We start from the raw sequence: 13420 nt of genomic DNA, 5'->3' as shown, positions 1-13420 counted from the left end.
CTCAGCGGGCCGCGGTGGGGCGGTGGTCGGGGTCGTGGACCTCGCCGACGAGCTCCTCCAGGACGTCCTCCAGGGCGACCAGGCCGAGCTGGCGGCCCTCCGGGTCGGTGACGGCGGCGAGGTGGGCGGCGGCGTGGCGCATGGCGGCCAGGGCGCCGTCCAGCGGCAGGGTGCCGCGCAGGACGGTGATCGGCCGCCAGAGGTCGGCCGGGACGGGGGCGTCCTGGTCCTCGACGTCGAGGGTGTCCTTGATGTGCAGGTAGCCCCGCACGTCACCGTCGTCGCCGAGCACCGGGAAGCGCGAGAAGCCGGTGCGGACGGCCAGCGCCTCGACCTCGCGGGCGGTGACGGTGGTGCCGACGGTCACCAGCTGGTCGGGCTGGAGCAGCACGTCGGTGACCGGCCGGCGGCCGAGTTCCAGGGCGTCCTCGAGGCGTTCGCGGCGGCTCTCGTCGAGCAGGCCGGCGTCGCCGGAGTCGGAGAGCAGGTGGAGCAGCTGCTCGCTGGTGAAGACGGAGTCCACCTCGTCCTTGGGCTCGACCTTGAACAGCCGCAGCACCGCATTGGCGAAGGCGTTGAGGAAGCGGATCGCCGGCGCCAGCCAGCGGGCGAGGCGGTCCAGCGGCGGGCCGAGCCACAGCGCCGCCTTCTCGGGCCCGGCCAGCGCGATGTTCTTCGGCACCATCTCGCCGAGCACCATGTGCAGGAAGACCACCACGGCCAGCGCGATGACGTAGCTGAGCAGGTGCATCGCCGACGCGGGGACGCCCAGCGCGTGGAACGGCCCCTCCAGCAGGTGGGCGATGGTGGGTTCGGCGAGCGCGCCGAGCAGCAGCGAGCAGACGGTGATGCCGAGCTGGGCGGCGGCGAGCATCGCGGACACGTTGGACAGCGCGTGCAGCACGGTGCGGGCCCGCCGGTTGCCGGCCTCGGCGAGCGGTTCGATCTGGCTGCGCCGCACCGAGATGACCGCGAACTCGGCCCCGACGAAGAACGCGTTGCCGAGCAGCAGCAGGAGCGCGGCGGCGAGTTGCAGCAGCGCGGTCATCGGTGGTCGTCCTTGTCGTCGTCGCTGTCGTAGGGGAAGCCGTCGTCGGTCCGTTCGATCCGGACCCGGCTGGTGCGGTGCCGGTCGACGGCGAGGACGGTGAAGCGCCAGCCGGGCAGTTCGGCCTGCTCCCCGACCTCGGGGAGCTTGCCGAGCAGGTCGGCGAGCAGGCCGCCGAGGGTCTCGTACGGGCCCTCGGGGCAGTGCAGGCCGATGGTTTCGAGCTGGTCGACGCGGGTGCGGCCGTCGGCGTCCCACACGGGGTGGCCGTTCTCGGGCGGCAGCGGGACCAGTTCGGGGATGTCGGCGGGGTCGTGCTCGTCCTGCACCTCGCCGACGACCTCCTCGACGATGTCCTCGATGGTGGCGACGCCGGCGGTGCCGCCGTACTCGTCGACGACCACGGCCATCGGCTCGCGTCGGCGCAGCAGGTCCAGCAGCCGTTCGACGGGCAGCGTCTCGGGGACGAGCAGCGGCGGGCTGGCGAGGTGGCGGACCCGGGTGCGGTCGCGGCGCTCGGCGGGGACGGCGAGGGCGTCCTTGAGGGTGACGGTGCCGGTGACCTCGTCGAGGCTGTCGCTGTAGACCGGGAAGCGGCTGAGGCCGGTGGCCCGGGTCAGGTTGACCACGTCGGTGGCGGTGGCGTCCTGCTGCAGGGCGGCGACGTCGATCCGCGGGGTCATCACGCTCTCGGCGGTCAGCTCGCGCAGGCCCAGGGTGCGGACGAACAGGGTGGCGGACTCCTCGTCCATGGCGCCGGCGGCGGCGGAGTGCCGGGCCAGCGAGACCAGCTCGTCGGGGGTGCGGGCGTGCCCGAGCTCCTCCTGCGGTTCGATGCCGAAGCCGCGGACGATCCGGTCGGCGCTGTTGTTGAGCGCGGCGATCAGCGGCCGGCAGGCGCGCGAGAACGCGCGGTGCGGCCCGACCACGGCGTACGCGACGCGCAGCGGGGTGGAGATCGCCCAGTTCTTGGGGACGAGCTCGCCGATGACCATCTGCAGCACGGTGGCGCCGACCATGCCGACCAGCACGGCCACGCCGGTGGCGGCGGACTCGGGCACGCCGACGGCGACGAAGACCGGGGAGAGCAGCACGGACAGCGCCGGTTCGGCGAGCATGCCGACCACCAGCGAGGTGATGGTGATGCCGAGCTGGGCGCCGGAGAGCTGGAAGGAGAGCTGCTTGAGGGCCTTCAGCAGGCTCCTGGCGCGGCGGTCGCCGGAGGCGGCGGCCCGTTCGACGGTGCCGCGCTCGACGGTGACGAACGCGAATTCGGCGGCCACGAAGAGGCCGTTGGCGAGGATCAGCAGCATCGCGGCGGCCAGCAGCAGCCAGGCGGTGATCACTGGGCCGCCCGCCTTCCGCTGGTCGTCGGGAAGGCGGCGGCGCGGGTACTACCGGACGGATCGTCCATCGAGGGGAGGTGTCACTCCTCAGGTCGCAACGGGTTCTACCAGCCTAGACGATACCGGCAGGCGGTTAAGGATCTTGTCGGGTCGGTTCAGCGGCGTGCCGTGGACCGCTCGTCGACCAGGTCGCGGAGGGTGCGGGCGGCGGTGATCGCCTGCTCGCGGCCCCCGGCGGGCTGGATGCCGACGGCGGCCAGCGTGGTGCCGTCTGCGAGGTCGAGGATCACCCAGGGGTCGCCGGCCCGCAGGTTGACCCGGACCACCTCGGCCCAGGCCAGCCGGCGGCTGCGGACGAAGTTGACGACGGTCAGCCCGTCCTGGTCGGCGGTCACCCGGGGGCGGGCCAGCATCAGCCCGACCCCGGCGAACAGCAGGCCGCTGACCACCATCATGATCCGGTCGTTCAGGTGCCAGTTGGGCGGCAGCACCGCGGCGAGCACGGCGAAGAGCACGACCAGGGCGCCGCTGAGCGGCAGCAGCACGGCACGGTTGCGGCGCGGGGCCCAGGTGACGGGCAGCCCGGCGGTCACGGGGTTGTCGACGGTGGCCACGGCGGTCAGAGGCGGCAGGCGTGGATGTTGGTGACCAGGATGGCGCGGGCGCCGATCGCCCACAGGTCGTCCATGATCCGCTGGGCCTCCTTGCGGAGCACCATCGAGCGGACCGCGACCCAGCCCTCGGTGTGCAGCGGGGAGACGGTCGGCGACTCCAGGCCGGGGGTGAGGGCGACCGCGTCGCCCACCTTCTCGGCGCGGATGTCGTAGTCCATCAGCACGTAGCGGCGGGCCACCAGCACGCCCTGCAGACGGCGCAGGAACTGGTCGACGCCCGGGTCCTCGCCCGCGCCCTTGGGCCGGATGACCACCGCGTCGGAGATCAGGATCGGCTCGCCGAACACCTCCAGGCCGGCGTTGCGCAGGCTGGTGCCGGTCTCCACCACGTCGGCGATCACGTCGGCGACGCCCAGCTGCACCGCGGTCTCCACCGCGCCGTCCAGCTTGGTGACGGTGGCCTTCACGCCGTGCTCGGCCAGGTGCTGCTCGACCAGGCCGGTGTACGAGGTGGCGATCCGCATCCCGTCCAGGCCCTTGACGTCGTCGACGTCGACGCCGACCGGCTTGGCGAAGCGGAAGGTCGAGCCGGCGAAGCCGAGCGCCAGCACCTCCTCGGCGTTGGACGCGGAGTCCAGCAGCAGGTCGCGGCCGGTGATGCCGACGTCCAGGCGGCCGGAGCCGACGTACACCGCGATGTCGCGCGGGCGCAGGAAGAAGAACTCGACCTGGTTGTCCGGGTCGACCAGGACGAGTTCCTTCGCGTCCTTGCGCTGCCGGTAGCCGGCCTCATGCAGCATCTCCGCCGCGGGACCCGAGAGAGAACCCTTGTTGGGGACGGCGATGCGGAGCATGAGTCGGTAACCCTTCGCTGGGGTGGCAGGTGTGCGGTGCAGGGGTCGGTCGGTCAGAGGTACTTGTACACGTCGTCGAGCGTCAGCCCGCGCGCGATCATCATCACCTGAAGGTGGTACAGCAGCTGCGAGATCTCCTCGGCGGCCTCGGCCTCCGACTGGTACTCGGCGGCCATCCAGACCTCGGCGGCCTCCTCGACCACCTTCTTGCCGATGGCATGCACGCCCTGCTGGACGAGCTGCGCGGTGCGGGAGGTCGCGGGGTCGCCGGTGGCGGCCTTCTGCTGGAGCTCGACGAAGAGCTCCTCGAATGTCTTCGAAGCCATGATGAGCTCACCTTACGGGGTGCGGGCGAGGCGGCGGTAAACGATTCCGGACCGTGGACAGTCCGGTGGACAACGCGTACCGGTACGGGCTAGCGCGAGGGCTCCGCGAGCGCGCGCAGGGTGGCGGCGGTGGTGACGGCGGCGGTGACCGCCTCGTGGCCCTTGTCCTCGGCGGAGTCGGGCAGGCCCGCCCGGTCCAGCGCCTGCTGCTCGTTGTCGCAGGTGAGCACGCCGAAGCCGACCGGGACGCCGGTGTCGACGGAGACCTGGGTGAGGCCGAGGGTGGCGGCCTCGCAGACGTACTCGAAGTGCGGGGTGCCGCCGCGGATCACCACGCCGAGCGCGACCACCGCGTCGTAGCCGCGGCCGGCCAGCGCCTTGGCGGCGACCGGCAGTTCGAAGGTGCCGGGGACGCGGACGACGGTCGGCTCCTCGATGCCGAACTCCTTCAGCGCCCGCTCGGCGCCGTCCAGCAGGCCGTTCATGACCTGGTCGTGCCACTGCGCGGCGACGACCGCGACCCGCAGGTCGGCGCAGTTCTTCGGGGTGAGGACGGGGGCTCCGTGGCCGGCCATGGTTGCTCTTCCTTCGGTCTGTGGTGCGGGCGGGGTCTGGTTCAGTGCTGGTCGTCGTCGAGCCAGGGCAGCTCGTGGCCCATCCGGTCGCGCTTGGTGCGCAGGTACCGGAGGTTGTGCTCGCCGGCCGCGGTGGCGACCGGCAGCCGGCCCTTCACCTTGAGGCCGTGCTCGGTGAGCGCGGCGAGCTTGTCGGGGTTGTTGGTGAGCAGGGTGAGCGAGCGCACGCCCAGGTCGCAGAGCATCTGCGCGCCGATCGAGTAGTCCCGGGCGTCGGCGGGCAGGCCGAGGTCGAGGTTGGCGTCGACGGTGTCGCGGCCCTGCTCCTGCAGCTGGTAGGCGCGCAGCTTGTGGCCGAGGCCGATGCCGCGGCCCTCGTGGCCGCGCAGGTAGAGCACGACGCCGCGGCCGGCCTCGGCGACCTGGCGCAGCGAGGCCTGCAGCTGCGGGCCGCAGTCGCAGCGCAGCGAGCCGAACACGTCGCCGGTCAGGCACTCGGAGTGCAGCCGGACCAGCACGTCCTCGCCCTCGGGCAGCTTGCCGTCCTCGGTGAGGCCGCCGGCGACCAGGGCGAGGTGCTCGACGCCGTCGAGGGTGCCGCGGTAGCCGACGGCGGTGAACTCGCCGTGCTCGGTGGGCAGCGAGGTGACGGCGGCCCGGTCGACGTGCAGTTCGGTGCGGCGGCGGTAGGCGATCAGGTCCTCGATCGAGATGATCGCCAGGCCGTGCTCGCGGGCGAAGGCGACCAGCTCGGGCAGCCGGGCCATGGTGCCGTCGTCGTTGACCACCTCGGCGATGGCGCCGGCCGGGGCGAGGCCGGCGAGGCGGGCGAGGTCGACGGCGGCCTCGGTGTGGCCCGGGCGGACCAGCACGCCGCCCTCGACGGCGCGCAGCGGGAAGACGTGCCCGGGGCGGGTGAGGTCGGCGGCCTCGGTGCCCGAGGAGGCCAGCAGCCGGACGGTGCGGGCCCGGTCGGCGGCGGAGATGCCGGTGGAGACGCCGTCCCGGGCATCGACGGAGACGGCGTACGCGGTGCCCTTGCGGTCCTCGTTGACCTGGGTCATCGGGGGCAGCTTGAGCCGGTCGAGCTCGTCGCCGGTCATCGGGACGCAGATCACGCCGGAGGAGTAGCGGATGGTGAAGGCCATCAGCTCGGGCGTGGCGGCGGAGGCGGCGAAGACGATGTCGCCCTCGTTCTCGCGGTCCTCGTCGTCCACCACGATCACCGGGCGGCCGAGGGCGATGTCGGCGACGGCGCGCTCGACGGGGTCGAGGACCAGCTCGTCGCGGGTCGGGTCGGCGGTCATGCCAGGGCCCCCTTCGGGGTGGTGACGGTACGGGTACGGGCCTTCGTCCACCAGGTGGCCAGGCCGAGCAGGACCAGGACGAAGTAGATGGAGTAGGTGAGCGCGGAGAAGACGTAACCGTGGGTGAAGGAGTACGGGACGCCGACCAGGTCGACGGCGATCCAGGCGAACCAGAACTCCACCCAGCCGCGGGCCTGGGCGTACATCGCGGCCAGCGTGCCGACGAAGATGTACGCGTCCAGCCAGGGCGCCCAGGAGAGCTTCGGGAAGGCGGTGAAGAGCTCGGCGACGGCGGCGGTGCCGAGCGCGGCGCCGGCCACCAGGACCGCCCGCTCGCGCCAGTCGGCGAAGCGCACCGCGATCTCGCCGGTGTCCCGCTGCCCGCGGCGCCACCGGGCCCAGCCCCAGACCGCGGCGGTGATCACGATCAGCTGCTTGCCGATCTGGCCGGGGACCTGGCCGCCCCAGTACGCCGTGATCAGCACTGCGCCGGCCAGCAGCTGGAGCGGCCAGCTCCACACCGAGCGGCGCCAGCCGAGGGCCAGGGCGCCGAGGCCGATCAGGTTGCCGATCATGTCGGCCCAGATCACCTTCTGGTCGAAGGCGGTGAACGCGGTGCCGGTCAGCCAGCTCATTCGGTGCCTCCGGCCAGGGTGTCGGGGAGGGTGCGGGTGTCGAGCAGCCGCTCGACGTACTTGGCGAGGACGTCCACCTCCAGGTTGACCGGGTCGCCGACGGACTTGGCGCCGAGCGTGGTCAGTTCGAGGGTGGCCGGGATGAGCGAGACGGTGAAGGAGTCCAGGGCCGCCTCGACCACGGTGAGGCTGACGCCGTCGACGGTGATCGAGCCCTTCTCCACCAGGTAGCGGGTGATGGACTGCGGCAGCGAGAAGCGCAGCACCTCCCAGCGCGGGTTGCCCTCGGCGTCCAGGTCGCCGGGCTCGCGGGAGAGCAGGGCGCCGGTGGCGTCCACGTGGCCCTGCACCAGGTGGCCGCCGAGCCGGGCGCCGAGCGCCATGGCGCGCTCCAGGTTGACCCGGGAGCCGGGCCGCAGGCTGCCGAGGCTGGAGCGGACCAGCGTCTCGCGCATCACGTCGGCGCTGAACTCGCCGGTGGCCTTCGCGAGTTGCTCGTTGTCGTCGAGGACGGTCAGGCAGACGCCGTTGACCGCGATCGAGTCGCCGTGCCGGGCGTCGGACACGACGACCGGGCCGCGCAGGCGGATCCGCGAGGAGTCGCCGATCTCCTCGATGGAGACGACCTCGCCGAGCTCTTCGATGATGCCGGTGAACACCCGGGTTCTCCTCGCGCTGGTAGGGCGCGGACTCCGGGGCGGCACATGGGAGTTGACACGGACAGGCGGTACGCGCGGCGACGGGCCCGCTCCACCTCCGGGCGTCGTCGCCACGGAAGGGAGTTCTCCCGTTCCGTTCCGCGCAGGCACCCCGGGAGGGGCCTGCGGTCGTACCTCGTCCGTCGCGCACGCCTCCCATCCGGACTTTAACCGTCGGTCCAGGAATTTCACCTGGTCAACCGGCCGCTGGCTGCGGACGGGTCGCGGACTGTAACCGCCGGTTCGGATTTTCACCGACCCCGGAGTGCGCTGAACGTCACTGCTACTGCTGCCAGCATTCTGCCACGCCGGACACCGCAGCAGGAGGGCTGTGTCATGTGGCCTGTTTCACGCCGCGACCGCCCGGTCACGGGGAATAGCCGGCCCCCGCCCGGACGCGACACACCACCGGACCGGGCGCACCCTGGGAGGAGCGAACGAGCGACCCCGCACGGAGGTGTGAGCGCGATGCCCATGTTCATGGATGTCCACCACGGGATGACCGGCATCACCGAGGAGCAGCTGAAGGCGGCGCACCAGGCCGACCTGTCGATCGAGGGCGAGGAGGGCGTGCACTTCCAGCAGGCCTGGGCCGACCCGGAGTCGGGCACGGTCTACTGCCTGTCCAGCGCCCCCAGCCGGGAGGCCGTGCAGAAGATCCACGAGCGGACCGGCCACCCGGCCGACGAGGTCCACCCGGTGCCGCTGGTGGTCTGAGCCCCGACCGGCGACCCGTTCCCCGGCGGTCTCCCGTCGGCTAGATTGCCGGTACGTGACGACGACTCCGCCGCAGACCGGCTCCCTGTTCGACGCCCTTCGGTCCACCGCCGTCCGCGACACCGCGCGGCTGCGGGAACTGTACGAGCGGCCCAGCGACCTGGTGAGCCGCAAGGCGGTGGACCGGATCCACGAGGCGGCCCGGCGCTTCATCGCCTGCGCCTCGCTGGTGTTCGTGGCCAGCGCCGACGCGGACGGCCACTGCGACGCCACCCCGCGCGGCGGCCCGGCCGGCTTCGTCGCGGTGCTCGACGAGTTCACCGTCGCCGTCCCGGACGCCACCGGCAACAAGCGGCTCGACACCCTGCACAACATCGTCTCCACCGGCCGGGCCGGACTGCTGTTCGTCGTCCCCGGCCGGGAGAGCACCCTGCGGATCAACGGCCGGGCCTGCGTCTCCGAAGACCCGGAGCTGCTCGCCCGGCTCACCCCGGTCGGCAAGCCGCCGCGCAGCGCGATCGTGGTGGCCGCCGAGGAGGTGTACCAGCACTGCCCGAAGTCCTTCCTGCGCGGCAACGCCTGGAAGCCCGAGCGGTGGCTCGCCCCGGACGCGATGCCCAGCTCCGCCGAGATCACCCTCTCCCACCTGCGCGACCCCTCGCTGACGATGGAGGACATCGTGCAGTCCGAGCGCGAGTCGCTGCTGTACCGGTACGAATAGCCGGCACCAGCAGGGCACCAAAGCAGTTCTTCGAGTCACCATAGGTCCGGCTTATGGCCCCATAAGCCGGACCCCCGTACCGGCCGGACACCGGCGGCGAAAGGCTGGGCCCGTCCCCACCAGCCCCAGCCGAAGGAATCCGCCCATGCCTCGCCCCGTCCGGGTCGCGATCGTCGGTGCCGGCCCCGCCGGGATCTACGCCGCCGACGCGCTGCTGAAGTCCGAGCTCGCCGCCGACCCGGGGGTGTCCATCGACCTGATCGAGCGCCTCCCCGCGCCCTTCGGCCTGATCCGCTACGGCGTCGCCCCCGACCACCCCCGGATCAAGGGCATCGTCACCGCCCTCCACCAGGTGCTCGACAAGCCGCAGGTCCGCTTGTTCGGCAACGTCGACTACCCGAACGACCTGGCCCTGGAGGACCTGCACCGGTTCTACGACGCCACGGTCTTCGCCACCGGCGCCGACGCCGACCGGGACCTGCCGATCCCCGGCATCGACCTCGACGGCTCCTACGGCGCCGCGGACTTCGTCTCCTGGTTCGACGGCCACCCCGAGGTCCCCCGCACCTGGCCGCTGGAGGCCGAGCAGGTCGCCGTCCTCGGCGTCGGCAACGTCGCCCTCGACGTCGCCCGGATCCTCGCCAAGACCGCCGACGAGCTGCTGCCCACCGAGATCCCGCCGAACGTGTACGACGGCCTCGCCGCCAACCGCGCCGTCGAGGTCCACGTCTTCGGCCGCCGCGGGCCCGCCCAGGCCAAGTTCTCGCCGATGGAGCTGCGCGAACTCGACCACTCCCCCACCATCGAGGTCGTCGTCGACCCCGAGGACATCGACTACGACGAGGGCTCGATCGCCACCCGGCGCGCCAACAAGCAGGCCGACATGGTCTCCTCCACCCTGGAGAACTGGGCGATCCGCGACGTCGGCGACCGGCCGCACCGCATCCACCTGCACTTCTTCGAGAACCCGGTCGAGGTGCTCGGCGAGGACGGCCGGGTCGTCGCGCTGCGCACCGAGCGCATGCGCCTCGACGGGCAGGGCGGCTCGGTCGGCACCGGCGAGTACCGCGAGTGGCCGGTCCAGGCCGTCTACCGCGCGGTCGGCTACCGCTCCGACGAGCTCCCCAAGCTCCCCTTCGACGCGCTGACCGCCACCGTCCCGCACCGGGCCGGCCGGGTGCTGGAGAACGGCACCCACCTGCCGTCGCTGTACGTCACCGGCTGGGTCAAGCGCGGCCCGGTCGGCCTGATCGGCCACACCAAGGGCGACGCCAACGAGACCGTGGCCTGCCTCGTCGAGGACCAGCGGGCCGGCCGGCTGCTCGCCGCCGCCGACCCCGCCGAGGACGCCGTCGTCGCGCACCTGCGCGAGCGCGGCACCGACTTCACCACCTGGGAGGGCTGGCAGCTGCTCGACGCGCACGAGAAGGCGCTCGGCGGGGCCCAGGGCCGCGAGCGGGTCAAGGTCGTCGAGCGGGACGCCATGCTCGACGCCTCCGCGAGCGACCTGCGCACCCCCTGACACCCCGTCCGGCACTCCGGCCCGGCCCGCCCCACCCGGCGGGCCGGGCCGGAGTGCCGGAGCGCGGCTACTTGGCGACGTCCGTCACCGTCGCACCGGCCGCGGCGCGCTGGACGGCCTCGCACCCCTTGTGCGCCGCCTCCTTGGTGGGGTAGCCCTGGCCGCTCGCCACGATCTCGCCGTTCCCGGCCTTCAACCGGAACCGGTACTTGCCGCCGGCGTCCCGGTAGACCTCGAACTTGCCCGCCATCTCGGCACCGCCTCTCCTCGGGACGCCCGGTGCGCGCCCACGACGCCACCGTCCGCCCCCGAACGGCGGGGCGCCCGCCGCAGTACCGCCGTCCGGGTGAACCCGTCACCGCCCGCCCGACACCCCCTACCCTGAGCGCTCATGGGATCCCCCGCGAAGACCTCGTACGTCTGCCTGCCCTGCCGCGCCTCCTACAAGCAGCCCTACCGGGGCGACCACGAACGCCGCTGCCCGCGCTGCGCCGCGCCGCTGATCCACGTCGGCTCCGCCTTCGCCGCCCCCAAGCGCCGCGACACCGCCGCCTGGCGCACGCTCGCGGTCCTGCTGGAGGCGGGCGTCCGCTTCCACAAGAGCTGCTGCGGCGGCCCCGGCCACCGGCCGCGCACCCGCTTCGAGCTGCGCGAGTACGTGTCCGGGGCCGCCACCCCGTCGGCCCCGCGGCTGGTGGTGACCGGCGTGCGCCAGGTGCCCGGCGCGGACCTGGCGGTCACCGGCCGGCCGACGGCGGGCCGCCTCTCGGTCGGCGACCGGCTCTGGGTGCGCTGCGCCGAACCGCGCTTCGCGACGGTCACCGCCGTCGAGCCCGTCCGGGACAGTGCGGAGCTGCTGGTGCGGGTGTCGGGCGCGAGCGAGGGTCAGGTGCGGGTGGGCATGGTGCTGGAGGGCTGATGAGCGCCGCGTCACGCGGCGTGGGGACTGGCCATTTGGCACGGAGTGTGGTCTTCTTGGGGAACTAAGTTCCCTACAGTTCGGATCATGTTCCGCAGCCCACCGGTTCGCGGGGCGGACTGGAGCGCCAGACCATGAGCGACACTTTCGACCTCTTCCGGCTGTCCGAGGAGCACGAGATGCTCCGGGAGTCGGTGCGTGCGCTGGCGGAGGCGAAGATCGCGCCGTTCGCCGCGGAGGTGGACGAGCAGGGCCGGTTCCCGCAGGAGGCGCTGGACGCGCTGCGGGCCAACGACCTGCACGCGGTGCACGTGCCGGAGGAGTTCGGCGGTGCGGGCGCGGACGCGCTGGCGACCGTGCTGGTGATCGAGGAGGTCGCCCGGGTGTGCGGCTCGTCCTCGCTGATCCCGGCGGTGAACAAGCTCGGGTCGCTGCCGGTGCAGCTGTCCGGTTCGCCGGAGCTGAAGGCGAAGTACCTGGGGGCGCTGGCCCGCGGCGAGGGCATGTTCTCGTACTGCCTGTCCGAGCCGGAGGCCGGCTCGGACGCGGCGGGGATGAAGACCCGCGCGGTGCGCGACGGCGACTTCTGGGTGCTGAACGGCGTGAAGCGCTGGATCACCAACGCCGGCGTCTCCGAGTTCTACACCGTGATGGCGGTCACCGACCCCGAGCTGCGCTCCAAGGGCATCTCCGCGTTCGTGGTGGAGAAGGGCGACCAGGGCGTGTCGTTCGGCGCGCCGGAGAAGAAGCTCGGCATCAAGGGCTCGCCGACCCGCGAGGTGTACTTCGACAACGTCCGCATCCCCGCGGACCGGATGATCGGCGCGGAGGGCACCGGCTTCGCGACCGCGATGAAGACCCTGGACCACACCCGGGTCACCATCGCCGCGCAGGCGATCGGCATCGCGCAGGGCGCCCTGGACTACGCCAAGGGCTACGTCAAGGAGCGCAAGCAGTTCGGCAAGGCCATCGCCGAGTTCCAGGGCGTGCAGTTCATGCTCGCCGACATGGCGATGAAGCTGGAGGCCGCCCGCCAGCTCACCTACGCCGCGGCCGCGAAGTCCCAGCGCACCGACGCCGACCTGACCTTCTTCGGCGCGGCCGCCAAGTGCTACGCCTCGGACGTCGCGATGGAGGTCACCACCGACGCGGTCCAGCTGCTCGGCGGCTACGGCTACACCCGCGACTACCCGGTCGAACGGATGATGCGCGACGCCAAGATCACCCAGATCTACGAGGGCACCAACCAGGTCCAGCGCATCGTCATGGCCCGCAACCTCCCGTAACACCATCCCGATCACACCTCTAGACAAGGAGCAGGCACCGTGACTCTGAAGATCGCTGTCTGTGTGAAGTACGTGCCCGACGCGACTGGTGACCGTCGCTTCGCGGACGACACCACCACCGACCGGGAGGGCGTGGACGGCCTCCTGTCGGAGCTGGACGAGTACGGCGTCGAGCAGGCCCTGCGGATCGCCGAGGCGAACGAGGGCGCCGAGGTGACCGTGCTCACCGTCGGCCCGGACGACGCGAAGGACGCCCTGCGCAAGGCCCTGTCGATGGGCGCGGACAAGGCCGTCCACGTCAACGACGACGACGTCCACGGCTCCGACGTGATCGCCACCTCCGCGATCCTGGCCGCCGCCCTCACCAGGACCGGCTTCGACCTCGTCGTGTGCGGCATGGCCTCCACCGACGGCACCATGGGCGTGCTGCCCGCCCTCCTCGCCGAGCGCCTGAACATCCCCCAGGCCACCCTGCTCTCCGAGGTCGCCGTCACCGGCACCACCGTCACCGGCCGCCGCGACGGCGACGCCGCCTCCGAGCAGGTCCAGGCCGCCCTGCCCGCCGTGATCTCCGTGACCGACCAGTCCGGCGAGGCCCGCTACCCCTCCTTCAAGGGCATCATGGCCGCGAAGAAGAAGCCCGTCACCTCCCTCGACCTCGACGACCTCGACATCGACGCCGACACCGTCGGCCTCACCGGCGCCTGGACCAAGGTCGAGCAGATCACCGCCCGCCCCGCCCGCACCAAGGGCACGATCGTCACCGACGAGGGCGACGGCGGCAAGCAGCTCGCCACCTTCCTCGCCGACCAGAAGTTCATCTGACCAGGACCCCCGCAGGAGACCACTGTC

At 72.3% G+C, this 13420-nt stretch carries 15 protein-coding genes, 1 pseudogene and 1 riboswitch; of the genes and pseudogenes, 6 read left to right on the top strand and 10 right to left on the bottom strand.

Annotation, left to right across the window (positions count from 1 at the left end; all coding sequences use genetic code 11):
- Nucleotide 1: 1 nt before the first annotated feature.
- The 9 genes from ABEB06_RS32020 to ABEB06_RS31980 form a co-directional block, all read right to left on the bottom strand.
- A complete protein-coding gene (locus tag ABEB06_RS32020; protein WP_345700403.1) occupies nucleotides 2-1048 on the bottom strand; it encodes a hemolysin family protein in 1047 nt (348 codons plus the stop codon).
- Entirely contained in the window at nucleotides 1045-2394 is a 1350-nt protein-coding gene (locus tag ABEB06_RS32015) for a hemolysin family protein (protein ID WP_345700402.1), read from the bottom strand. Before ABEB06_RS32015 ends, ABEB06_RS32020 begins: the two co-directional genes overlap by 4 nt.
- Before the next feature lie 155 nt (nucleotides 2395-2549).
- Complete coding sequence (locus tag ABEB06_RS32010) at nucleotides 2550-3008, bottom strand: PH domain-containing protein (RefSeq protein WP_345700401.1); 459 nt, start codon at nucleotides 3006-3008, stop codon at nucleotides 2550-2552.
- Nucleotides 3009-3013: 5 nt separating this feature from the next.
- A complete protein-coding gene (gene hisG / locus ABEB06_RS32005; protein WP_345700400.1) occupies nucleotides 3014-3862 on the bottom strand; it encodes an ATP phosphoribosyltransferase in 849 nt (282 codons plus the stop codon).
- A 53-nt stretch (nucleotides 3863-3915) separates the two neighbouring features.
- Entirely contained in the window at nucleotides 3916-4188 is a 273-nt protein-coding gene (locus ABEB06_RS32000) for a phosphoribosyl-ATP diphosphatase (protein ID WP_345700399.1), read from the bottom strand.
- An 89-nt stretch (nucleotides 4189-4277) separates the two neighbouring features.
- Nucleotides 4278-4763, bottom strand: a complete 486-nt coding sequence (gene ribH / locus ABEB06_RS31995) for a 6,7-dimethyl-8-ribityllumazine synthase (RefSeq protein ID WP_345700398.1) — start codon at nucleotides 4761-4763, stop codon at nucleotides 4278-4280.
- Nucleotides 4764-4804: 41 nt separating this feature from the next.
- Nucleotides 4805-6070 carry a bifunctional 3,4-dihydroxy-2-butanone-4-phosphate synthase/GTP cyclohydrolase II gene (locus ABEB06_RS31990; protein WP_345700397.1) on the bottom strand — a complete coding sequence of 422 codons (1266 nt, stop codon included), beginning with the start codon at nucleotides 6068-6070 and terminating at the stop codon, nucleotides 4805-4807.
- A complete protein-coding gene (locus tag ABEB06_RS31985; RefSeq protein WP_345700396.1) occupies nucleotides 6067-6705 on the bottom strand; it encodes a nicotinamide mononucleotide transporter family protein in 639 nt (212 codons plus the stop codon). Before ABEB06_RS31985 ends, ABEB06_RS31990 begins: the two co-directional genes overlap by 4 nt.
- Nucleotides 6702-7364 (bottom strand): riboflavin synthase, encoded by a 663-nt coding sequence (locus ABEB06_RS31980; protein ID WP_345700395.1) that lies wholly within the window; start codon nucleotides 7362-7364, stop codon nucleotides 6702-6704. The genes ABEB06_RS31985 and ABEB06_RS31980 overlap by 4 nt, the downstream gene beginning before the upstream one ends.
- Nucleotides 7365-7547: 183 nt before the next feature.
- Nucleotides 7548-7675: riboswitch (FMN riboswitch) on the bottom strand.
- Nucleotides 7676-7871: 196 nt separating this feature from the next.
- On the opposite strand from ABEB06_RS31980, the gene ABEB06_RS31975 reads away from it, so the two are divergent.
- The 3 genes from ABEB06_RS31975 (at nucleotide 7872) to ABEB06_RS31965 (ending at nucleotide 10363) form a co-directional block, all read left to right on the top strand.
- Nucleotides 7872-8120: an SCO4226 family nickel-binding protein gene (locus ABEB06_RS31975; protein ID WP_345700394.1), complete on the top strand. Its 249-nt coding sequence runs from the start codon at nucleotides 7872-7874 to the stop codon at nucleotides 8118-8120.
- A gap of 55 nt (nucleotides 8121-8175) precedes the next feature.
- Nucleotides 8176-8841: an MSMEG_1061 family FMN-dependent PPOX-type flavoprotein gene (locus tag ABEB06_RS31970; RefSeq protein WP_345700393.1), complete on the top strand. Its 666-nt coding sequence runs from the start codon at nucleotides 8176-8178 to the stop codon at nucleotides 8839-8841.
- 145 nt (nucleotides 8842-8986) lie between these two features.
- Entirely contained in the window at nucleotides 8987-10363 is a 1377-nt protein-coding gene (locus ABEB06_RS31965) for an FAD-dependent oxidoreductase (protein WP_345700392.1), read from the top strand.
- 67 nt (nucleotides 10364-10430) lie between these two features.
- Here ABEB06_RS31965 and ABEB06_RS31960 read toward each other — a convergent pair whose 3' ends face one another.
- Nucleotides 10431-10613, bottom strand: coding sequence for a YegP family protein (locus tag ABEB06_RS31960; protein WP_345700391.1), 183 nt, complete (start codon nucleotides 10611-10613; stop codon nucleotides 10431-10433).
- A gap of 141 nt (nucleotides 10614-10754) precedes the next feature.
- Here ABEB06_RS31960 and ABEB06_RS31955 point away from each other — a divergent pair.
- From ABEB06_RS31955 to ABEB06_RS31945, 3 genes and pseudogenes are all read left to right on the top strand, one after another.
- A pseudogene (locus tag ABEB06_RS31955) lies at nucleotides 10755-11051 on the top strand (deoxyxylulose-5-phosphate synthase); the annotation flags it as partial.
- Nucleotides 11052-11416: 365 nt separating this feature from the next.
- Nucleotides 11417-12568 carry an acyl-CoA dehydrogenase family protein gene (locus ABEB06_RS31950; protein ID WP_345697410.1) on the top strand — a complete coding sequence of 384 codons (1152 nt, stop codon included), beginning with the start codon at nucleotides 11417-11419 and terminating at the stop codon, nucleotides 12566-12568.
- 39 nt (nucleotides 12569-12607) lie between these two features.
- Entirely contained in the window at nucleotides 12608-13393 is a 786-nt protein-coding gene (locus ABEB06_RS31945; RefSeq protein ID WP_345700390.1) for an electron transfer flavoprotein subunit beta/FixA family protein, read from the top strand.
- Nucleotides 13394-13420: the final 27 nt, after the last annotated feature.

It is taken from the genome of Kitasatospora terrestris (assembly GCF_039542905.1).
Classification (GTDB): Bacteria; Actinomycetota; Actinomycetes; order Streptomycetales; family Streptomycetaceae; genus Kitasatospora; species Kitasatospora terrestris.
The sequence above is the reverse complement of the archived record's forward strand: the minus strand, read 5'-3'. Positions and strand labels throughout refer to the sequence as shown.